This window comes from Rhizobium sp. WSM1274 (assembly GCF_025200775.1).
GTDB lineage: Bacteria > Pseudomonadota > Alphaproteobacteria > Rhizobiales > Rhizobiaceae > Rhizobium > Rhizobium leguminosarum_I.
The window spans coordinates 1,572,623-1,593,712 of sequence record NZ_CP104138.1; the positions used below are offsets into that span (position 1 = coordinate 1,572,623).

Genomic DNA, 21,090 nt, shown 5'->3' on the forward strand with positions numbered 1-21,090 from the left:
TTGGATAACGATCTTCGTTTCGAGCCGGTGACGGCAGAACGCTGGGACGATTTCGAAATCGTGTTCGGGCCGCAGGGTGCCTTCTATAATTGCTGGTGCGTCGCGCTGCGCCTGCCGCATGCAGTCAGGACGAAGATGGCGGCCGACGAGCGCAAGGCGCATATGCGGGGGAGGATCAACGTGGGTCCGCCGCCTGGTATCCTCGGTTATGCCGACGGCGCGCCGGTCGCCTGGGTGCAGGTCGGGCCGCGCCATGACGTGCCGCAGTTCAATTCGCCGCGCACCGTCTCGCGACCGCTGGAGGAGGGCGATGCGCATGATCCATCCATTTGGGCCGTCAGTTGCTTCTTCCTGCTGCCCAAGCTACGCGGCAAGGGAATGAGCCATCGTCTGCTCGCCGGCGCGATCGATCATGCCCGGCGCCAGGGAGCACGGATGCTCGAAGCCTGTCCGATCGATCATGTCAAGCAGTCGAAATCAGTGACGCTCTGCGTCGGCTCGACCGCAGTTTTCGAAGCCGCCGGTTTCGAGACTGTGGCACGGCGCAAGGACGGCCGTCCGCTCATGCGGCTGGAACTGCGCACCTGACAGTGCCGGAGACAAAATGCGCCTCGATGAGAGCGGCCGCATGCGTCCAGTCGCTGGCGCGCGTGATGTCGTCAGCGGCGGCCGGTGCGAAACGATGGGCGGGCGAGTTCGGCATCAGGTGAATCAGCAGGCAATCGGCGACGTGATCCCTGACGGAATGCAGATTGCGCGCCATATCATCGATGAAGACGACGGGAAGGGAGCGGCTGGCATGCAATGCGTGAACGATCGGCCCCTTGGGTTGTTCGGTGGCAAGCAGCGGAAAAAGCAGGCCCATCCTGTCGAGCAGGCGACGGCGCTGGTCTTGGAACCGCGGCGGCATGGCTGTCAGGAAAAGCACATCGGCCTCTTCCGAAAACCGGCCGAGCGTTTCGACGACGCGATCGAGCGGCGTCTGCCACAGTTCTTGGGCCTCGAAGAATTCCTCGATCAGCCGGCTGACCTCTTGATCCTCGATCTCCACGCCGTCGGCTTGCGAGACGATGTTGCCGTGAAGCCGGAACGATCGCGGCAGAAACGCGTGGCCCTGGCTCTGAAGGAAAAGCTGGAAGGGACCGATGAACTGCAGCACGACGTCGTCGACGTCGCAGACGATCAACGGCCGCTCGCCGAGGCGGATATGCGAGATGTCGAATTCCCCGGAGGTCACGGTCAGTCCTCTCCGGAATCGAGACCCGGCGAAGAGAAATGCTGCCAGGCCGCCGTCACCGTCTCCGGGCTGATACCGCTCGCCGCGCAGAAGGCCATCGCCGTTGGTTCATGGTTCATCAGGAAATCCATCATGCCGGCGAGGAATCCCGGATCGTTGACGGCGTTGCGCACCTGGCCGGGCGCCACACCCGTCAGGGCGAGAAAGCGGCCGAACATGTCGGAATCACCGGCAAGCCAGCCAAGCACGGCGATCGCCGTCTCGTGCGGGTCGGCAGCCTGTTGTTTCGAAGTCTTGAAGTTGCTTTGCATTTCGCGGGGTAAGTTACCTTTTCTTCAACCAAATACCGGTAGCGTGCGCTATCGGTTTCACGCAGCTTTTGTCCGCATGTGCCTTTCTCATGGGACGAACCGCTGCGCGAACGGACGTAGGGACAGCATGTCATGCCCAAACAGGTGATGATTGTAGAAGATAACGAGCTCAACATGAAGCTCTTTCGCGACCTCATCGAGGCGTCCGGCTATACGACAATCCAGACCAGAAACGGCATGGAGGCGCTCGACCTGGCGCGCAAGCATCGCCCCGACCTCATCCTTATGGATATTCAGCTTCCCGAGGTCTCTGGCCTCGAAGTTACGAAATGGCTGAAGGAAGATGACGAGTTGCACGTGATTCCCGTCATCGCCGTTACGGCTTTCGCGATGAAGGGCGACGAGGAGCGGATCCGCCAGGGCGGCTGCGAGGCCTATGTTTCCAAGCCGATCTCGGTTCCGAAATTCATCGAGACGATCAAGACCTATCTGGGCGATGCCTGACGCATCGGAAAGACGCTTATGACTGCGCGAATACTGGTGGTTGACGATATTCCGGCCAACGTGAAGCTGCTCGAGGCGCGGCTGCTTGCGGAGTACTTCGACGTGATGACCGCAGCGGACGGCTACACGGCACTGGCGATCTGCGAGCGCAACCAGGTCGATCTCATCCTGCTCGACATCATGATGCCCGGCATAGACGGTTTCGAGGTCTGCGAACGGCTGAAGGCCAACCAGAAGACCGCCCATATTCCAGTCGTCATGGTCACCGCGCTCGATCAGCCGACCGATCGCGTACGAGGCCTGAAGGCCGGCGCCGACGATTTTCTCACCAAGCCGGTCAACGATCTGCAACTGATCTCCCGGGTGAAGAGTCTGCTGCGGCTGAAGACGTTGAGCGATGAGCTGCGCATTCGCGCCGAAACCGCCCATACGATGGGTATCGACGACCTGACGCGGGCAGGCGAGGGCCGCGCCGACGAGACCGCTCAGGTCCTGCTCGTCGACGGCCGCGCCAATTCGCAGGAGCGCATCATCAAGGCGTTGAAGCCCGTCGCCGACGTGCTTGCCCTCTCAGATCCGCAGGCCGCCCTCTTCGAGGCGGCCGAAAGCGCGTTCGATCTCGTCATCGTCAACGCCAATTTCGACGATTACGATCCGCTTCGCCTCTGCTCACAGCTGCGCTCTCTGGAGCGCACGCGCTTCCTGCCGATCCTGATCATCACCGAGCAGGGCGCTGACGACATGGTCGTGCGCGCACTCGATCTCGGCGTCAATGACTACCTCATCCGCCCGGTCGATGCCAATGAACTGGTCGCCCGCAGCCTGACGCAAATCCGCCGCAAGCGCTACAACGACCGGCTGCGCGCCAGCGTCAAGCAGACGATCGAGCTTGCCGTGACCGATCCGCTGACCGGCCTTTATAACCGGCGCTATCTCGACAATCACCTGAACGTGCTCTTCAACCGTTCGATGGCGCGTGGCCGGCCGCTTTCGGTGCTGATCACCGATATCGACCGCTTCAAGCATGTGAACGACACCTACGGCCATGACGGCGGCGACGAGGTGTTGCGGGAATTTTCAAATCGCGTCCGTTCGACCATCCGCGGTGCCGATCTCGCCTGCCGCTACGGTGGAGAGGAATTCGTCGTCGTGATGCCCGACACCTCGCCGGAAATTGCCGCCGCCGTCGCCGAGCGCCTGCGCGCGGCGATCGAAAGCGCTCCCTTCATGCTGAAACACTCCGGGGAAGCGCTGAATGTCACTGCTTCCTTCGGCATCGCCTCGCGTATTGCGTCGGTGCTGACCCCCGGCCAGCTGATGAAACAGGCGGATCTGGCCCTTTACGAGGCCAAGAATACCGGCCGCAACCGTGTGGTCGCCGCGGCCGCGTGACGAATCACCTGCCGCCATATGTGCCATTTGCGAGTTTTCCACTGCGGTAAGCGAATTGTTACCGATTTTTAATCTTCGCCTGGGCAATGCGGGGCGAAAATTTCGCAACTCAATAGCCCAAAAATGGACTCGCCGCGTTGCTGCGGAGATGTGCGACGCGATAGTCTTGCGAGCATCAGGCCGTAGCTCAGAGTGAAATGGAGACTATAAAAAATGCCTGCCGCCGACAGTGTCAAATAGATTGCGGCGACGTCACCTCACGTAAGGGTAGGGCAGGCGTAAGTTGTTAAGCTATATTGTCGAATTTCTTCGAAGGGCGAGGCGCTACGCTTCAAGCTCAAGCAGAGCCGATCAATCTTTGTATGTCCCAAATCTGGACTTTTAACCATAGAATCAAGATAAGAAAATTCATCATTAAGAATTTGTTGATTTTCTTTCATTTTTGCGCAAATTATCGGCTCATAAGAGAAGCGCTCCCGTTGAGGAGTTGTCGATACCCCATGATGCTCAGGTCCGCCGCATCTCCTGGGTCGTGGGGTCGGTCGGCTAGTAGGCAAGTTATAGCGGTTCCTCGTGCCGTTTTGCATGCTGGCCGACCCCCTTTCAAGAAAACGCCGCCACTTCCCGAAGATGGAAGGGCGGCGTTTTGTCTGTTTGCGCTATCATTTTTCAAAGACCACAAACTGGCAATAAAAAACGCGCACCGAAGGCGCGCGCTTTTTGAAATCCGTCAGGCCAAGTGATTACTTGATCTTGGTTTCCTTGAACTCGACATGCTTCTTTGCAACCGGGTCGTACTTCGTCTTCGTCATCTTGTCCGTCATCGTACGGCTGTTTTTCGTCGTGACGTAGAAGAAACCGGTGTCGGCTGTCGACAGCAGCTTGATCTTGATTGTTGTAGCCTTGGCCATGGTCGTCCTGCCTTTAAGAAAATGAAAGCCGTGGAAGCCGGAGGGCTCCACGGCAAATTCTGGCGCGAAACTACGAATCCCGCCCGAAAAGTCAAGTCCGTTTTCGAATGAACATCAGTCTGATGCCGGAAAGTAGGGCGTAGAGACCGAAGAAAGCGGCAATCGCCCAGGCAAAACCGTTATTTCCAGCGACATCGATCGCCGCGCCGATCGCCTGCGGCCCGGCTACGGTTCCCATCGCATAACAGAAGACGAAGGCAGCATTGGCCGCCGCAAGATCGGAACCCGTCAACCGCGAGCCGAGATGGCTGAGGCCGACCGTATAGAGGCCTGAGACGCAGCCGCCCCAGAAAAGCAGGAGCCCGGCCATCAGCAGCCAATTGTCGAGCAGTAGCGGCAACATCATAGAGCCGATGAAGCCCATCAGCGCCATGCCGGCCAGAAGCGGCCGCTTATCGGCGATGCGGTCGGAAAGCAGGCCGAGCGGGATCTGAAAAATGACGTTGCCGACGCCCATCATGGTGAGCAGCAGTGCGGCCTGCGATTCGGTGAAATGGGCGCGCACGGCAAAGATCGGAAAGAGCGACAGTCCGCCCGCTTCGACCGCGCCGAAGATGAAGACCGCCGCCGTCGCCGTCGGCACCAGGAAAACATAGCGCATGAAATGCAGTTCCGGTTTTTCCTCGAGCACCGGGCTCTCGTCGCGGGCGATGAAGATCGGAATGGCCGCAAGCAGGATGGCGGCGGCGCCGATCAGGAAGGGGAAGATGCCGTCGCTGCCGAGGATTGAAAAGAGCAGTGGTCCGGCGGCGAAGCCGAGGGAAAGCACCGTCGCATAGATGCCGAGCACGAAACCGCGCTTGGACGGCGGCGAAGCGGCGTTGATCCAGAATTCGGAGAGGATGAAGAGCGTCGTCGTCGCGCCATGAAAGGCGAAACGCAGCGGAAACCACATCCAGAAATCTTGGGCGTAATAGAAACCGAGCGCGCTCAGCGCCGAAATCAGCACGGCCCAGAGCATTGTCGGCGCCACGCCGTATTTATGGGCAAGCTTGGTGGTGATCGGTGCGGCGGCCATCGCCGCGACGCCAGCCATCGCCGTGTTGAGCCCGATCAGGGTGGACGAGATGCCGCGTTTTTCGAGGATGATGCTGAGGAGGGGCAGACCGAGGCCGATTGCTATGCCAACGGCTGATATGGACGAGATGGCTGCCACCAGAGAAGGCCAATGGATTTCTTCGACATCGCCCGGTGTGCCGTTTCTCGGCTGAGACATTTATGCATCCTTAGAAAGCTGTGCGAGCGAATCGGCCGATCGCCTCGCATAGAAAGACACAGGCGTGCCAATTCCAGGTGACGGGCAGCGTTTCGCAGTATTTCCGATGTGAGTGACCACCTGCGGAATGTAAAGCTTGTTCAGACAAGAAAAGCTTACCTTGTCAAGTCGTTGAGGATCGCCGGCTACCCCGGCGGGTCGGTGGAGGGCTGGCACTACACGTTAAATATGTCTGGAAGGTGAAGGCGCTCAATCAGGCCGTTGGGGAATGTCATAATCGTCCGGGCCATCACTCTCGCCACCGAAGCCGTGCATGCGCAGCGCCCATTGCAGGCCGATGACCCCGCCCTTGATCGGCTGGATCGAGGCGAGCGCTGTCATGACGGTGATCGGCGCCCAGATGGCAAAATGGGCCCAGACCGGCAGCACGAAGGTCATGTCGGTCAGCATATAGCCGCCGACCACGACGTGTCCGAGGACGAGGATGACGATATAGGGCGGCAGGTCGTCCGCGCGCTGGTGATGCATCGCCTCGCCGCAGGCCGCGCAATGATCAACCGACTTCAGGAAGGCGCGAAAGAGTTTGCCGCTGCCGCAGGCCGGGCAACGATTCATCAGCCCGCGCATGATGGAGCGCCCAACTGGGCGCTCGACCTCGGGCGTGTCCCCGTAGCGGAGGGCCGGATCGGTCGGTGTGCTCATCGCATGTTCCTCTTCGGATCTAGTGGCGTCCGCGTGGCGGCCTTGTCCCAGGCTTCTTGCGGACCTGGCCCCTGTCGCGGCGACCTGCCTTGTGGAAGGAGCGCACTGCCGCCGGCATCTCGCGGCCCTCGCTGACCATTTCGAAACGCAGCGCGCCGGCAAGCGGGATCGCTTCGGCAAGTTTCACAGTGACGCTGTCGCCCAAGCGATAGCCGAGCCCCGTTCGTTCACCCGAGAGCGCTTGATGTGCCTCGTCGTAAATGAAGTAATCGGTGCCGAGCGTAGATATGGGGACGAAACCGTCGGCACCATAGTCCGGCAGGGCGACAAAAAGCCCCGATTTTGTCACGCCCGAGACCCGTCCGGCAAATTCCTCGCCGACCCGGCCGCTGAGGTGATGGGCGATGAGCCGGTCGACCGTCTCGCGCTCGGCTGCCATGGCTCGGCGCTCGAAGGTCGAGATTTCGGCGGCGATATCGTCGAGCGCCGCCTCTTCGTCGGGCGTGATGCCGCCTTCGCCGAAGCCTAGCGAGCCGACGAGGGCGCGATGCACGATGAGGTCGGCATAACGGCGGATCGGCGAGGTGAAGTGGGCGTATTTCATCAGGTTGAGGCCGAAATGGCCAATATTCTCCGGACCGTAGATCGCCTGGCTCTGCGAACGCAGCACCATCTCGCTCACCATGGTCTGATGCGGCGTGCCATCCGCCTTCGCCAGGATGCCGTTGAAGTTGTTGGCGCGCATGTTGCCGCCCTTGGCAAGCGAGATCCCCAGCGTGGCCAGAAACTCGCGCAGGATCTCCTGCTTGGCAAGCGTCGGGCCGTCATGAATGCGGTAGATCAGCGGCTGACGTTTCTTTTCCAGGGTCTCGGCAGCGCAGACGTTCGCCTGGATCATCATCTCCTCGATCAGCTTATGCGCGTCGAGCCGTGGCGGCACGACGACCCGGTCGACCGTGCCGTCGGGCTTCAGCAGGATCTTGCGCTCCGGCATGTCGAGTTCCAGCGGCTGGCGCCGGTCGCGTCCGCGCTTCATCACCTCATAGGCGTGCCAGAGCGGCTTCAGGATCGGCTCGAGCATCGGTCCGGTCTGATCGTCCGGTTTGCCGTCGATCGCCGCCTGCGCCTGCTGGTAGGACAGCTTGGCCGCGCTCTTCATCATGATGCGATGAAAGATGTGGCCGATCTTGCGGCCTTCGCCGGAAAAGCTCATGCGCACGGCGAGCGCCGGGCGGTCGACGCCCTCTTTCAGCGAGCAGAGATCGTTGGAGATGCGCTCGGGCAGCATCGGCACGACACGATCGGGGAAATAGACAGAGTTGCCGCGCTTCAGCGCCTCGCGGTCGAGCGGCGAATTCGGGCGGACATACCAGGAGACGTCGGCAATCGCGACGGTGACGATGACGCCGCCGGGATTGTCGGGCGAGGGATCGAGCTCGGCATAAACCGCGTCGTCATGGTCCTTGGCATCGGCCGGGTCGATGGTGATCAGCGGCACGTCGCGCCAGTCCTCGCGATGCGACATGGTGGCGGGCTTTGCGGCCTCCGCCTCGGCGATGACGGCAGGCGGGAAGACATGCGGGATGCCGTGCGCATGGATGGCGATCATCGAGATCGCCTTTTCCGAACCGACGGAACCGACGATGGAAAGCACCTTGGCACGCGGCAGGCCGAAACGACCGAGACGGGCGATTTCGACTTCGACCAGATCGCCGTCCGTGGCGCCGCCGGTGAAATCGGGATCGATCACCATCTCCTCGCCGCGCCGTTCGATCGGCAGCAGCCGCCCGCCGCCGCCCGGCGCAGTGCGGAAAACGCCCATCGAGGCGCCGCGGCGCCTGTCGATCACCTTGATGATCCGTGCCGTATAGGCCGGCCCACCGCGATCGACAGCCGGGAAGATCTTCGCCAGGATGCGATCGCCGAGGCCTGCGACCGGCGCCTTACCCTTGCCCTGGCGGCCTGCCGGCGATTGCTGGCGGATGGCGACGGCGGGTGCCACGCCCTGGTCCTCCGGCCACTCTGCCGGCCGGCCGATCAGATCGCCGTCCTTGTCGCGCGTCGTGATGTCGAGAACGGTGACGGGCGGCAGCGCACCGGGCCGGATCAGCGACTTGCGGTTCTTCTGCAGCATGCCTTCCTGCTCGAGCTCCTGCAGCATCTGCTTGAGCTCGACGCGGCTATCGCCTTTCAGGCCGAACGCCTTGGCGAGTTCACGCTTGGACGCTTTCTGCGGATGATCGGCGATGAAGCGCAGGATCACCTCGCGGGAAGGCAGCGCGCCGTGGACGATGTTCAGCGGCTCGACGGCGGGAGCATCCTTGCCGGCGCGGCCGGTCTTGCCCGGGCGCTTGCCCGCAGGGTTCGTTCTCTCGCGCGGTATTCTGCTCACGTCAGCCCTTTTTCGATTTCGCGGGCGCTTTCGCCTTCGTTATCTTCGGTTTGGCGGCCGTCTTGGTGCTCTTGGCTTCGGCGGCTGCGGCCTTTGGCTTGGCTTTCGCCTTGGCCGCCTTGCCCGCAGGGGTCTTGCCGGCCTTCTCGGCGATCAGCGCAAGCGCCTCTTCGACGGTGATCGCCTGCGGATCCTTGCCCTTCGGCAGCGTGGCGTTGACCTTGCCCCAGTTGACATAGGGGCCGTACTTACCGTCGCGAACGGTGATGGCGCCGCCACCAGGATGATCGCCGAGCGTCTTCAGCGCTGCCGGTGTCCCGCGCGAACCTCGGCCCGGGGCCTGGTTCGCCTTTTCGGCGATAACAGTCACGGCACGGTTGAGACCGACCGAAAACACGTCTTCGACGGTTTCCAGATTGGCATAGGAACCGTCATGCAGGAGGAACGGCCCGTAGCGGCCGATGCCCGACGAGATCATCTTGCCGGTTTCTGGATGTTTGCCGATATCGCGCGGTAGCGAGATCAGCGCCATCGCTTTTTCATAATCGATGTCCTCAGGCTTCCAGCCCTTCGGCAGCGAAGCGCGTTTGGCTTCCTTGCCGTCGCCGCGCTGGATATAGGGGCCGAAGCGGCCGGAACGCAGCGTCAGCTCCTCGCCGGTCGTCGGATCGGTGCCGAGGTTCTTCGGCTCGTTGAGGGCGGCACCGTCCGCTTCTCCGCCGTTTTCGGAGGAGAGTTGGCGGGTGTAGTTGCAGTCCGGATAGTTCGAGCAGCCGACGAAGGCGCCGTATTTGCCGAGCTTCAGCGACAGGTTGCCGGTGCCGCAGACCTGACAGATGCGCGGATCGCTACCGTCCTCTCGTTTCGGGAAGACGAGCGGTGCCAGCGCCTCGTTCAGCGAATCCAGCACGTTGGTGACGCGAAGTTCCTTGGTGTCCTCGATCTGGGCGAAGAAATCCTTCCAGAAATCGCGCAGCACCTGCTTCCAGTTCAACTCGCCGGCGGAAATCCGGTCAAGTTTCTCTTCGAGATCGGCGGTGAAGTCGTATTCGACATATTTGGTGAAGAAGCTCTCGAGGAATGCCGTCACCAGCCGGCCCTTGGCCTGCGGGATCAGCTTGCGTTTGTCGATCGTTACATAGTCGCGGTCGCGCAGCGTCGCGAGCGTCGCGGCATAGGTGGAGGGGCGGCCGATGCCGAGCTCTTCCATCTTCTTGATCAGCGAGGCTTCCGAATAACGCGGCGGCGGTTCGGTGAAATGCTGCGTCGAATTGATCTTCTGCTTGGCGAGCGCCTCGCGCGCATTGATCTCCGGCAGGCGGCCATCCTCGTCGCCGTCGTCGCTTTGCTCGCCATCTTCCTTCTGGTCGGTATAGGCGGCGATGAAACCATCGAAGCGTATGACCGAACCGACGGCACGCAGACCGGCCTTCTCGCCTTTGTTGTCAGCGGTGATTTCAGCCGTCGTGCGCTCGATCTCGGCCGATGCCATCTGGCTGGCGATGCCGCGCTTCCAGATCAGCTCGTAGAGTCGGATCTGGTCGGCATCGAGGAATTTGCGTACGCGGTCGGGCGAACGATAGAAATCGGTCGGCCGGATCGCCTCGTGCGCCTCCTGGGCGTTCTTCGCCTTGGTCGAGTAGAGGCGCGGCTTTTCCGGCATGTAGCGCTCGCCGAACTGGTCGACGATGGCGCTACGCGCAGCATCGATCGCCTCGGGCGCCATCTGCACGCCGTCGGTTCGCATATAGGTGATGAGACCAACCGTCTCGCCGCCGATATCGACGCCCTCATAGAGTCTTTGCGCGATTTGCATGGTGCGCGAAGCGGAGAAGCCGAGATTGGAGGAGGCCGCCTGCTGCAGCGTCGAGGTCGTAAACGGCGGTCCCGGGTTGCGCTTGACCGGTTTCGCCTCGACCGTGTCGACGACATAGCTCGCGCCTTCGAGCAATGCCTTCAGCCGGCCGGCATCTTCGCCGTTGCCGATTGCGCGCGGCTGCAGCCGTTTGCCGCTCGCCGAAACCAGTCTTGCCTCGAACTCGTCGCCGCGCGGCGTCTTCAGCAGCGCCGAGATGTTCCAGTACTCTTCCGAAATGAAGCGCTCGATCTCGGATTCGCGGTCGCAGACCAGGCGAAGCGCCACTGACTGAACGCGGCCGGCCGAACGCGCGCCGGGCAGCTTGCGCCACAGCACCGGCGAAAGATTGAAGCCAACGAGATAATCGAGCGCGCGGCGGGCGAGATAAGCGTCAACCAGCGGCACGTCGATGTCGCGCGGATCGGCCATCGCGTCGAGCACGGCTTTCTTGGTGATCGCATTGAAGACGACGCGCTTGACCGGTTTACCGTTCAGCACGCGCTTCTTGTTCAGCATGTCGAGAACATGCCAGGAAATCGCTTCGCCTTCGCGATCCGGGTCGGTCGCGAGAAACAGGCCATCGGCGGACTTCACCGCGTCGGCAATGTCCTTCATCCGCTTGGCGGAGGCGCTATCGACCTCCCAAAGCATTTCGAAATCCTGATCAGGAAGAACTGAGCCATCCTTGGCAGGCAGATCGCGCACATGGCCGAAGGAGGCGAGCACTTTGTATCCCGGACCGAGATACTTATTGATCGTCTTGGCCTTGGCAGGCGATTCCACCACTACAACATTCATGATGATTCTCTAAAAGGGAAACGACGCCAGCGTTGAAGCCAGCGCGACACACACCGCAACATGGATATCGGCCACCCGACATGGACAGGGAAATCGCCGCGGTCAAGGGGTTTGCTACAATTTTACCTCTTGTGTCTATTGCAACCAAAGGGCGGAAACCAGCAAAATACGATTATAGTATATGTCCTAAGATTTTCGACGCAGCGTTCGACAATGCGAAAAGCCGCCATCCGATGTCGTACCCAGGTTCAATCGGAGAGCGAGACGAGGCCGCCCTGATGCCGGTGCAGCCTGCCTGATATATCGAGTTCCAGAAGGATGAGATAGACCGCGGATGCCGACAGGCCGGTATGGCGGATGACGTCGTCGATCTCGACCGGCGTCGGCCCGAGCGCATCGATGATGCGGTATCGATCGGAATCGCCTGGTGGCACCGACATTGCTTTACCGCCAGGCGCCGGCTCCTCCGCCATCGATGACGGGAACAGGTCGAATTGCGCAAGCGGCGCCAGGGCCTCGACGACATCGGCGGGTGCGGTGACGATCGAAGCTCCGTCCTTCAGCAGGCCGTTGGTGCCATGGCAGCGCGGATCGAGCGGTGAGCCGGGCACGGCAAACACCAGGCGGCCGAAGTCGCCAGCCAGCCGTGCGGTGATCAGCGAGCCCGAACGCGCCGCCGCTTCGATGACGACGAGGCCGAGGCCGATGCCGGCGATCAGCCGGTTCCGGCGCGGGAAGTCGCGGGCGCGGGGCTCCCAGCCGAAGGGCATCTCGCTCACCGCCAAGCCGTTGCCGCCGGTTATCTCTTCGAGCAGGTCGATATTCTCCGGCGGGTAAGGTTGGTCGAGGCCGCCGGCGAGCGCCGCGATCGTTCCTGTGCCGAGGCTTGCCCGGTGGGCGGCAGTGTCTATGCCGCGCGCCAGGCCGGAGACCACGGTATATCCAGCCCGGCCGCAGTCGCGCGCCACCATCGCCGCGAATTTCGCGCCCGCGATCGAGGCGTTGCGCGAGCCGACGATGCCGACGGCCGGGCGTTTGGCAGCGGCAAGCGCACCCTTGACGGCGAGAAGCGGCGGCGCGCCGTCAATCTGCTTCAGCGCTTGCGGGTAGTCCGGCTCGCCGATGCCGACGAAGCGGGCGCCGAAGCGATGCGCCGCCTCCAGTTCCCGATGCGCCTCGGCCTCGCTGGCGATGCGGATTGCCCGCGTGGCGCCGCCACGCGCCGAAAGCTCCGGCAGTGCGGCAAGCGCTGCCTCGGCCGAGCCGAAATGATTGATGAGGTCGCGAAAGGTGGCAGGGCCGATATTGTCGGAACGGATAAGGCGCAGCCAGGCAATTCTTTGCCGTTCGGTCAGCACCACGCCTTTTGGTCCGGCGCTCAGCGCATCCATTATCCCTTTGCCCCGATCTTGCTTTCCGTCCCGCTCATCAGGCGGGAAATATTCGCCTTGTGCTTCCAGTAGGAGATGAGGGTCATGATCGCCATGACAGCCGCAACCTTTTCGTTACCCAGTATCCACAGCGCAACCGGAATGACAAGCATGGCGACAAGCGCCGATAGCGAGGAGTAGCGGGTGGTGAAGGCGACCGCCAGCCAGACGGCGGCGAAGAGCACGACCATGATCGGCGCGACGCCGAGCAGGGTGCCGATGTAGGTGGCGACACCCTTGCCACCCTTGAAGCCGATCCAGGCCGGGAAGAGATGGCCGATGAAGGCGAAGAAGCCGGCGATGATCGCGGCCTCCTCACCAAGGAAATAACCGACGATCCAGGCCGCCGCCGACGCCTTCAGCGCATCGAGCAGCAGCGTCGCCGCGGCGAGCGATCGGTTTCCTGTTCTGAGTACATTGGTCGCGCCGATATTGCCGGAGCCGATGCTGCGCACGTCGCCGAGGCCGGCGGCACGCGTCAGGATCAGGCCGAACGGGATCGAGCCGAAGAGATAACCGATAACGGCGGCAGCAAGCGCGATCGGCAGCGTGATCTGCCATGACATGAGATTGGATAACATATGTCCCCTCAGCCCCTCCGTGGCCTATCCTCGAGTCAGCCTTCTCCCGCTGCGGGATGGACGGTGAGGTCGATCCTAAATTGCGTGGACAACCTTTCCCGAGACGTATGTCGCGACCGCCCGCCCGCTGAAGCGCGCATCCTCGAACGGCGTATTCTTCGAGCGGGAGAGAAGCATGTCTTTGGCGACAAGCCAAGGCTCATCGAGATCGATCAGTGCGATATCGGCCGCAGCGCCCGGCTTCAACGTGCCGGCCGCGAGGCCGAAGATTTGCGCGGGGCGGGTGGACATGGCGTCGATCAGGCGCATCAGGCTCACCTGGCCGCCATGGTGAAGCCTGAGCGCTGCCGCCAGCATGGTTTCAAGGCCAATCGCGCCATCCTCCGCCTCGCCGAACGGCAGGCGCTTCGTATCGACATCCTGCGGGTCGTGTGAGGAAACGATGATATCGATCGCGCCGCTGGCAAGGGCGTCGGCCATGGCCACCCTGTCATCTTCCGGGCGCAGTGGCGGATAGAGCTTGAAAAAGGTGCGGTATTCGCCGATGTCGTTTTCGTTGAGCGCCAGATTGTTGATCGAGATGCCGCAGGTGACCTTGGCGCCGCGGCTGCGGGCGCGCTCGATCGCCTCGACCGATTCCGGCACCGAGATCGTCGCGGCGTGATAACGGCCGCGGGTCAGCTGCGCGATCCTGAGATCGCGTTCGAGCGGGATGAGCTCGGCTTCCTTTGGAATGCCGGAAAGCCCGAGCCAGCTGGCGAAAAGCCCCTCATGCATGACGCCGTTGGCGCCGAGATATTTGTCGCGCGTTTCGCAGCAGACGACGGCGCCGAATTCACGCGCATAGGTCATGATCCGGCGCAGCACCTGCGTGTCGTGGACGCTGGAATGGGCATCGGTAAACGCGACGGCGCCTGCCTGCATCAACAGGCCGATCTCCGTCATCTCCTCGCCGGCAAGGCCCTTGGTGATGGCGGCTGCCGGATAGACGTTGACGGCGGCCGTATCCCGCGCCGTCTTTTTGACGAATTCGACGAGCGCGATGTCGTCGATGATGGGATCGGTGTCCGGCATCATGATGATCGAGGTGACGCCGCCAGCCGCTGCCGCCCGGCTCGCCGAGGCGATCGTCTCACGGTGTTCGCCGCCGGGTTCGCCGACATGGACGCGCGCATCGACGAGCCCGGGCGTCGCGACAAGGCCCGTGCAGTCGCGGATGACGGCGCCATCAGGCGCGCCCTGGTTCTGCGCCTTGTGGCCGGCGGCGAGAATCACGCCGTTTTCGGCGATGATCGTCCCCACCTCGTCGAGATTGCGCGACGGGTCGATGATGCGGACGTTCTTGAGGACGATCGGGTTGCTCATGCCATCATTCCATCGCTTCGGGGACCCTGGTTCTGCGAGACGAGCAGCGTCTCCATCACAGCCATGCGCACCGCGACTCCCATTTCCACCTGTTCGGCGATCACGCTCTGCGGCCCGTCCGCCACTTCCGAGGCAATCTCGACGCCGCGGTTCATTGGGCCGGGATGCATGACCAGGGCATCGTCCTTCGCCGCTTTCAGCGTTTCGGCGTCAAGACCGTAGAAGTGAAAGTATTCGCGCACCGAAGGCACAAAGGCGCCGGACATGCGCTCGCGCTGCAGCCGCAGCATCATCACGACGTCGGCGTCCTTCAGCCCTTCCTGCATCGAATGGAAGACCTCGACGCCCATCTCGGCGATGCCGGCGGGCAGGAGGGTCGCCGGTGCGACGACGCGCACGCGGGCGCCCATCGCATTGAGCAGCAGGATATTGGAGCGCGCCACCCGCGAATGCAGCACGTCGCCGCAGATCGCCACGATGATGCGCGAAAGCTTGCCCTTGGCACGGCGGATCGTCAGCGCGTCGAGCAGCGCCTGGGTCGGATGTTCATGCTGCCCATCACCGGCATTGACGACAGAGCAGGAGACCTTCTGGGCGAGAAGGGCGGCCGCACCGGCGCTCGAATGGCGGATTACCAGCACGTCGGGGCGCATCGCATTCAGCGTCATCGCCGTGTCGATCAGCGTTTCGCCTTTCTTCACCGAGGAATTGCCGACCGACATGTTCATGACGTCGGCGCCGAGCCGCTTGCCGGCAAGCTCGAAGGAGGCCTGCGTGCGGGTCGATGCCTCGAAGAAGAGGTTGATCTGCGTCAATCCGCGCAGCGTCGACGTCTTCTTTTCTCTCTGGCGGCTGATCTTGACGGCCTCGTCCGCCTTGTCGAGAAGATAGGTGATATCCTGCTCGGTGAGGCCCTTGATGCCGATGAGGTGGCGGTGGGGGAAAAAGACCATGACCCTGCCTCTTGCTGTCTCTGGCGGTCTATAAAGAGTGCGGCCCGCCGGGGCAAGCATGCGCTGTGGGCAAAGGCTTATGTCCCCATGCATTTTTGCCCGAATTCCGATAGAGCAGAATGAACCGAATCATAACTTCCGGTTTCCCTTTGCCGGGTTCTTACACTAGAAGCGAATTATGACCTCCGCCAACCGGATTGACGACAAACTCGCAGAACTCAACCAGCCGAGCCTGTGGTCCGGCATCAACGCCTATCGATCCGATCCGCTGATCGTCGATCTGACGGCGGCTCTGCCGCGCGGCATCCGCGAAGACCTGGAAAATATGGGCCGCTACGTCACCTCGCCGGAGGCGCAGGAGATGGCGCGCATGGCAAACCAGGGCGTGCCGCAGCTGCGCACTCATGGTCCACGCGGTGAGCGCCTCGACGTCGTCGAGTTTCACCCCGCCTGGCATGCATTGATGCGCCGCTCCATGTCGGTCGGCCTGCATTCCTCCGTCTGGGACCCCCAGGCCGATACCGAGGCCAAGGACGAGGCCCATAGAGTTCGCGCCGCGCGGTTTTACCTGACGTCGCAGTTGGAGTCCGGCCATCTCTGCCCGTTGACGATGACGAGCGCCTCCGTCGCGGCGCTCTCGGCCTCGCCCGCGGTCCAGAAGGACTGGGCGCCGAAAATTCTCTCGCGCAAATATGATTCGTCGAACAAGCCGGCCATGCAGAAATCGGCCGTGACCATCGGCATGGGCATGACGGAAAAGCAGGGCGGCACGGATGTGCGCGCCAACAGGAGCGCTGCCGAAAAGGTCAGCGAGGGCATCTACCGGCTGTCCGGGCATAAGTGGTTCATGTCCGCGCCGATGAGCGATGCCTTCATCATGCTGGCGCAGACGAAAGAGGGGATGGGCTGCTTTCTCGTGCCGCGCCTTCTGGAGGATGGTTCCGCCAACGGGCTGCAGTTCCAGCGGCTGAAGGACAAGGTCGGCAACCGCTCCAACGCCTCGGCCGAGGTCGAGTTCACCGATACGTTTGGTTTCCTGCTCGGTGGTCCGGATGCCGGCATCCGCACGATCCTCGACATGGTGACGCTGACCCGGCTCGACTGCGCGCTGGCCTCCTCAGGCATGATGCGCGGCTCGCTCGCCGAAGCCGTGCACCACACCCGCGGCCGCAGCGTCTTCGGCAAGATGCTCGTCAACCAGCCGATCATGACGCGCGTGCTCGCCGACATGGCGCTCGACGTCGCCGCCGCGACGGCGCTGTCCTTCCGTCTGGCCGACGCCTTCGACAAGGCGCGCGGCAATGCCGAGCAAGCGGCCTATGCCCGCGTCATGACGCCGGTCGCCAAATACTGGTGCTGCAAGATCGCGCCAGCGTTGATCTATGAGGCGATGGAATGTATCGGCGGCAACGGCTACATCGAAGAGCGCCCGATCGCCCGCCATTACCGCGAGGCTCCGGTCAACGCCATCTGGGAAGGCTCCGGCAACGTCATGGCGCTCGACGTGCTGCGTGTGCTCAACCGCGGCAAGGATCTGTTCGAGACGGTCTTTGCCGGCCTTGCCCGCGATCTCGGCCCTGCCGGCAAGAAGACCATCGACGTGCTGCGCGCCGCAATCGCGCTGTGCGAACAGGATGAGGGCGCCGCGCGCCTGCTCGTCGAGCAACTGGCGCTCGCCGCCGGTGCCGCCGAACTGTACCGGCTGGGGGCAGGGCGCATTGCCGATGCCTTCATCGAGACGCGTCTTGCCGGCGGCTGGCGCTCCACCTACGGCATGCTCGATTCCCGCTTCGACGCCAGCTACATCGTCGACCTGCTCTATCCCCCGGCCGCCTGATCATAAGCGGGGTCAGGCGATCCCGAGCACCGAGACGCTGAACTGTCGACGACGATCACTTTGTATCTTCAGACCGGTCGTGACGCCTCTCGTTGAGGTCGCCTTCCCAGCCTATCCGCGCGCGATCGCATTTTTCCGCCGGTATTTCTCGACAAGATTTCGCAAAGCCTGCTCGAACAGTGTCTTTTTTCGTCGCCAATCGCGCGGTGGTCATTGCCGCGTCGAGCAAGGCGTCATCGATATCGATATCGTCCGCATGATCGCGCCCAATTTGTGATCATCATCAGAGATACACATCCACCTCACGACGGTTCAAGTTTGGCAACGATCTCCATCGGCATAAACAAAAATCCGGCCGCGTCGCCACGGCCGGATTTCAGTGTATACGTCCGAAAATCAGCGTTCAGAAGAAGCCACGGCGCTGCCACCAGCCGGCTTTCTTCGGCTTGCCGTCATCGCCTTCGCCATTCTCGACGCGGGTGGATTTCACCGTCGGCTCGGAGGAGGAGATGTTGGATTCACGGTTGGCGCGAAGCGGCTTTGCCTCTTCCTGGACTGGCGGTGCGAGATCGGCGGAGGCTTCCACCAATTCCGGTTCGGCCTCGACCGCAGGTACCGTCTCTGCAATCGGTTCCTCGACCGGCGATGCGGCCGGTTTGCGGCGGCCGCGACTGCGGGCGGGCTTCACCTCTTCGGTTATGACAGGTGCGCTCTCGACAGCTGCCATTGCGGGCTGGCCCTCGTCGGCCTGTTCGGCAATCGCCTCGACCGCCACGGCTTCGCTCGGAGCGCCGCCGTTCGAAACGTCGTCGCCTTCGTCCTCGTCGCCGCCATTGTCTTCACCGGCTTCACCGGCTTCGCCGGCCGTCAGTTCGGAACCATCTTCGGCGCGATTGCGACGGCCGCCACGCTTGCCGCGACGGCGCCGCTTGCGGCGCTGCGATTCCTCGCTTTCAGCGCGTGTCTCAGGCGTAGCTTCGGCGTTTTCATCACCTTCGCTGCCCTCGTCGTCACCGTCCTCATCCTCGTCGCCGGCTTCGCCTGCTGCCGATGCCGGCTGCTCGGCAGTGCCGTTGCGGCCACGGCGGCGCCTGCGGCGCTTGCGCTTGCGGTTGCCGTCAGCTTCGCCTTCCGAGCGTGCTGCGACGGGCCGTTCGGCAACGGCCGGCTTTTCCTCGAGTTCCTCGTCTTCCTCCTCATCCACTTCGATGACGATATCGTCGTCGTCATCCTCGGGAATGGCTGCGAAGTTGAAGAGCGTTTCGATCTTGACCGGGTTTTCCACCGGATCGCCGCGATCGATCGCGAAATGCTGTGCGCCGACCGAACCGTCTGCATCGATGACGATAGCGACGCCGAAACGGCTTTCGTAATCGATGATCGTCTGGCGCTTGTGGTTGAGCAGGTAGAGCGCGATGTCAGGCGTGGTGCGCACGGTGATGTTGTGCGTGGTGTTTTTCAGCAGATATTCCTCGATACCGCGCAGGACATGCAGGGCGACGGAGGACTGCGAGCGCACATGGCCGGTGCCGCCGCAATGCGAGCAGACCTGCGTGGTCGATTCGAGAACCGACGCGCGGATACGCTGTCGCGACATTTCGAGCAGGCCGAAATGCGAGATCCGGCCGACTTGGATGCGGGCGCGGTCGTTCTTCAGGCATTCCTTCAGCTTCTTCTCGACGGCGCGGTTGTTGCGCTTCTCTTCCATGTCGATGAAGTCGATGACGATCAGGCCGGCAAGGTCGCGAAGGCGAAGCTGGCGGGCGACTTCGTCTGCAGCCTCGAGATTCGTCTGCAGCGCGGTGTCTTCGATCGAATGTTCGCGGGTCGAGCGGCCGGAGTTGACGTCGATCGAAACCAGCGCTTCGGTCTGGTTCATGATCAGGTAGCCGCCGGACTTCAGCGTCACCTGCGGCTGCAGCATGCGGTCGAGCTGAGCCTCGATGCCGGAACGCGAAAAGATCGGATGGATGTCGCGGTACGGCTGAACCACCTTGGCATGGCTCGGCATCAGCATCTTCATGAAGTCTTTCGCTTCACGATAGCCTTCTTCACCTGAAACGATGACTTCGCTGATATCCTTGTTGTAGAGGTCGCGGATCGAGCGCTTGATCAGCGAGCCTTCCTCATAGACGAGGCAGGGAGCGGTAGACGCCAGCGTCAGGGTGCGCACGTTCTCCCACAGGCGCATCAGATATTCGAAGTCACGCTTGACCTCGACCTTGGTGCGGTTGGCACCGGCGGTGCGAAGGATGACGCCCATGCCCTGCGGCACCTCGAGCAGGCGCGCGATTTCCTTCAGGCGCTTGCGGTCGGCAGGATTGGTGATCTTGCGGGAAATGCCGCCGCCGCGCGCCGTGTTCGGCATTAGGACGGAATAGCGGCCGGCGAGCGAGAGATAGGTGGTAAGGGCTGCGCCCTTATTGCCGCGCTCTTCCTTGGCGACCTGCACGAGCAGGATCTGGCGGCGCTTGATGACTTCCTGGATGCGGTACTGCTTGCGTGGCTTGCGCTGCACGCGGTCCGGCACCTCTTCCATCGCGTCTTCGGCGCCGACGGATTCGATGATTTCCTCTTCGCCGTGATCGTCATCATCGTCGTCATCGTCGTTGCGACGCTTGCTGGTATCGACGTCTTCGGAGATCGAGTCGGTTTCTACCATCGCGGCCATTGCGCCGCCGGTCGAGCCGTCATCCTCATTGTCGACGGTTGAAGCGCCTTCGGCTTCAACGTCTGTGGGAACAGCGTCTTCGGTCTCGGTCGTTTCGGCGGCCGGTTCTACGACCTTCTTGCGGCTGCGGCGCGGCCTTGCTTTCTTCGCAGGCGCTTCCTCGGCGGCCGCGGGCGACGCCGCGGTCTCTACCGCTGCCGTCTCTTCCGTTGCGGCATCGGTTTCTGGCGCCTCTGCCGGAACGATGCCGACATCCGGCTGATCCTGCTTGGAAAGATCGACCATCGGCGCGGTTTCGACATGCTCGACGTCTTCGTCGCGGCGATGCTCTTCGGCTTCGGCCCGAAGCAGCGCCTGACGGTCGGCAAGCGGTATCTGATAATAATCGGGATGGATTTCGGCGAAGGCCAGGAAGCCGTGCCGGTTGCCGCCGTAATCGACGAAGGCGGCTTGCAGCGAGGGCTCGACCCTCGTTACCTTTGCAAGATAGATGTTGCCGCGGATCTGCTTCTTGTGCTGGGACTCGAAGTCAAATTCTTCTATGCGGTTCCCGCGAACGACAACGACGCGCGTCTCTTCCTCGTGAGACGCATCGATAAGCATTTTGTCTGCCATGTAAGCTGTGCTCCTCGGCGTGGCCGCGAGAGCGCATTCCCGACTGCTGTTGAGACAGAAAGAATGCGGTCCGCAGTGGCCGCGCCGGATAATGAAAGTCGCGCCTGATGCGAGGGGGAGGGCAGCAGCCAGACCGCAGCCGGAACCATTTCGGTCCGGGGCCTGTACACTTCAGATAAAACCTGCTGCGAAACCATCAACAACCAAGCGTGATCGACAAATGTGAAGACCCGTTCGGGTCCGATGAGTTTGCTCCC

The 21,090-nt window shown here is 62.3% G+C and carries 17 protein-coding genes; 4 read left to right on the forward strand and 13 right to left on the reverse strand.

What is annotated here, in order from left to right:
• Window positions 1–588 (forward strand): GNAT family N-acetyltransferase, encoded by a 588-nt coding sequence (locus N2600_RS07965; RefSeq protein ID WP_260110635.1) that lies wholly within the window; start codon window positions 1–3, stop codon window positions 586–588.
• On the opposite strand, the gene N2600_RS07970 is transcribed toward N2600_RS07965, so the two are convergent.
• Together N2600_RS07970 and N2600_RS07975 are read right to left on the reverse strand one after the other, a co-directional pair.
• Complete coding sequence (locus N2600_RS07970) at window positions 563–1,237, reverse strand: hypothetical protein (RefSeq protein ID WP_260298569.1); 675 nt, start codon at window positions 1,235–1,237, stop codon at window positions 563–565. The two genes, N2600_RS07965 and N2600_RS07970, sit on opposite strands and share 26 nt — an antisense overlap.
• A 2-nt stretch (window positions 1,238–1,239) precedes the next feature.
• Window positions 1,240–1,548, reverse strand: a complete 309-nt coding sequence (locus N2600_RS07975; RefSeq protein ID WP_260110636.1) for a DUF3572 domain-containing protein — start codon at window positions 1,546–1,548, stop codon at window positions 1,240–1,242.
• A gap of 132 nt (window positions 1,549–1,680) precedes the next feature.
• Between N2600_RS07975 and N2600_RS07980 the strand changes: the two genes are divergently transcribed.
• Together N2600_RS07980 and N2600_RS07985 are read left to right on the forward strand one after the other, a co-directional pair.
• A complete protein-coding gene (locus tag N2600_RS07980) occupies window positions 1,681–2,052 on the forward strand; it encodes a response regulator (protein WP_003547430.1) in 372 nt (123 codons plus the stop codon).
• 18 nt (window positions 2,053–2,070) lie between these two features.
• Window positions 2,071–3,444 carry a PleD family two-component system response regulator gene (locus N2600_RS07985; protein WP_260110637.1) on the forward strand — a complete coding sequence of 458 codons (1,374 nt, stop codon included), beginning with the start codon at window positions 2,071–2,073 and terminating at the stop codon, window positions 3,442–3,444.
• A gap of 743 nt (window positions 3,445–4,187) precedes the next feature.
• Here N2600_RS07985 and rpmG read toward each other — a convergent pair.
• From rpmG to N2600_RS08030, 9 genes are all read right to left on the reverse strand, one after another.
• Window positions 4,188–4,355: a 50S ribosomal protein L33 gene (rpmG, locus tag N2600_RS07990; protein WP_003547442.1), complete on the reverse strand. Its 168-nt coding sequence runs from the start codon at window positions 4,353–4,355 to the stop codon at window positions 4,188–4,190.
• Window positions 4,356–4,446: 91 nt separating this feature from the next.
• The gene (locus N2600_RS07995; protein WP_170262789.1) at window positions 4,447–5,631 is read right to left on the reverse strand and encodes an MFS transporter; all 1,185 of its coding nucleotides are present in this window, start codon (window positions 5,629–5,631) and stop codon (window positions 4,447–4,449) included.
• 249 nt (window positions 5,632–5,880) lie between these two features.
• Window positions 5,881–6,333 carry a DUF983 domain-containing protein gene (locus N2600_RS08000; RefSeq protein WP_260110639.1) on the reverse strand — a complete coding sequence of 151 codons (453 nt, stop codon included), beginning with the start codon at window positions 6,331–6,333 and terminating at the stop codon, window positions 5,881–5,883.
• A 19-nt stretch (window positions 6,334–6,352) separates the two neighbouring features.
• On the reverse strand, window positions 6,353–8,725 hold the full coding sequence (gene rnr / locus N2600_RS08005; RefSeq protein ID WP_170256824.1) for a ribonuclease R: 2,373 nt from the start codon (window positions 8,723–8,725) through the stop codon (window positions 6,353–6,355).
• 1 nt (window position 8,726) lies between these two features.
• Entirely contained in the window at window positions 8,727–11,381 is a 2,655-nt protein-coding gene (gene topA / locus N2600_RS08010; RefSeq protein WP_222384784.1) for a type I DNA topoisomerase, read from the reverse strand.
• 248 nt (window positions 11,382–11,629) lie between these two features.
• A complete protein-coding gene (dprA, locus tag N2600_RS08015; protein ID WP_170280150.1) occupies window positions 11,630–12,772 on the reverse strand; it encodes a DNA-processing protein DprA in 1,143 nt (380 codons plus the stop codon).
• On the reverse strand, window positions 12,772–13,392 hold the full coding sequence (gene plsY / locus N2600_RS08020; protein ID WP_170280151.1) for a glycerol-3-phosphate 1-O-acyltransferase PlsY: 621 nt from the start codon (window positions 13,390–13,392) through the stop codon (window positions 12,772–12,774). Before plsY ends, dprA begins: the two co-directional genes overlap by 1 nt.
• Window positions 13,393–13,467: 75 nt before the next feature.
• Window positions 13,468–14,757: a dihydroorotase gene (locus N2600_RS08025; RefSeq protein ID WP_260110641.1), complete on the reverse strand. Its 1,290-nt coding sequence runs from the start codon at window positions 14,755–14,757 to the stop codon at window positions 13,468–13,470.
• Window positions 14,754–15,710: an aspartate carbamoyltransferase catalytic subunit gene (locus N2600_RS08030; RefSeq protein WP_017963884.1), complete on the reverse strand. Its 957-nt coding sequence runs from the start codon at window positions 15,708–15,710 to the stop codon at window positions 14,754–14,756. The genes N2600_RS08025 and N2600_RS08030 overlap by 4 nt, the downstream gene beginning before the upstream one ends.
• A 178-nt stretch (window positions 15,711–15,888) precedes the next feature.
• Here N2600_RS08030 and N2600_RS08035 point away from each other — a divergent pair, with 178 nt between their 5' ends.
• A complete protein-coding gene (locus tag N2600_RS08035) occupies window positions 15,889–17,547 on the forward strand; it encodes an acyl-CoA dehydrogenase family protein (protein ID WP_260110642.1) in 1,659 nt (552 codons plus the stop codon).
• A 55-nt stretch (window positions 17,548–17,602) separates the two neighbouring features.
• Here the strand turns inward: N2600_RS08035 and N2600_RS34610 are convergent, their stop codons facing one another.
• Together N2600_RS34610 and N2600_RS08040 are read right to left on the reverse strand one after the other, a co-directional pair.
• Entirely contained in the window at window positions 17,603–17,761 is a 159-nt protein-coding gene (locus N2600_RS34610) for a type II toxin-antitoxin system VapB family antitoxin (RefSeq protein ID WP_441005670.1), read from the reverse strand.
• A gap of 189 nt (window positions 17,762–17,950) precedes the next feature.
• Complete coding sequence (locus N2600_RS08040; protein ID WP_260298570.1) at window positions 17,951–20,833, reverse strand: Rne/Rng family ribonuclease; 2,883 nt, start codon at window positions 20,831–20,833, stop codon at window positions 17,951–17,953.
• Window positions 20,834–21,090 lie beyond the last annotated feature (257 nt).

What these genes read in the sequence shown, in the direction of transcription:
- N2600_RS07975 (WP_260110636.1), bottom strand. Translation starts at nt 1,548, where the DNA reads ATGCAAAGCAACTTCAAGACTTCGAAACAACAGGCTGCCGACCCGCAC.
- rpmG (WP_003547442.1), bottom strand. Translation starts at nt 4,355, where the DNA reads ATGGCCAAGGCTACAACAATCAAGATCAAGCTGCTGTCGACAGCCGAC.
- N2600_RS08000 (WP_260110639.1), bottom strand. Translation starts at nt 6,333, where the DNA reads ATGAGCACACCGACCGATCCGGCCCTCCGCTACGGGGACACGCCCGAG.
- N2600_RS07980 (WP_003547430.1), top strand. Translation starts at nt 1,681, where the DNA reads ATGCCCAAACAGGTGATGATTGTAGAAGATAACGAGCTCAACATGAAG.
- N2600_RS08040 (WP_260298570.1), bottom strand. Translation starts at nt 20,833, where the DNA reads ATGGCAGACAAAATGCTTATCGATGCGTCTCACGAGGAAGAGACGCGC.
- dprA (WP_170280150.1), bottom strand. Translation starts at nt 12,772, where the DNA reads ATGGATGCGCTGAGCGCCGGACCAAAAGGCGTGGTGCTGACCGAACGG.
- N2600_RS08030 (WP_017963884.1), bottom strand. Translation starts at nt 15,710, where the DNA reads ATGGTCTTTTTCCCCCACCGCCACCTCATCGGCATCAAGGGCCTCACC.
- N2600_RS08035 (WP_260110642.1), top strand. Translation starts at nt 15,889, where the DNA reads ATGACCTCCGCCAACCGGATTGACGACAAACTCGCAGAACTCAACCAG.
- N2600_RS34610 (WP_441005670.1), bottom strand. Translation starts at nt 17,761, where the DNA reads ATGACCACCGCGCGATTGGCGACGAAAAAAGACACTGTTCGAGCAGGC.
- N2600_RS07985 (WP_260110637.1), top strand. Translation starts at nt 2,071, where the DNA reads ATGACTGCGCGAATACTGGTGGTTGACGATATTCCGGCCAACGTGAAG.
- topA (WP_222384784.1), bottom strand. Translation starts at nt 11,381, where the DNA reads ATGAATGTTGTAGTGGTGGAATCGCCTGCCAAGGCCAAGACGATCAAT.
- N2600_RS07995 (WP_170262789.1), bottom strand. Translation starts at nt 5,631, where the DNA reads ATGTCTCAGCCGAGAAACGGCACACCGGGCGATGTCGAAGAAATCCAT.
- plsY (WP_170280151.1), bottom strand. Translation starts at nt 13,392, where the DNA reads ATGTTATCCAATCTCATGTCATGGCAGATCACGCTGCCGATCGCGCTT.
- N2600_RS08025 (WP_260110641.1), bottom strand. Translation starts at nt 14,757, where the DNA reads ATGAGCAACCCGATCGTCCTCAAGAACGTCCGCATCATCGACCCGTCG.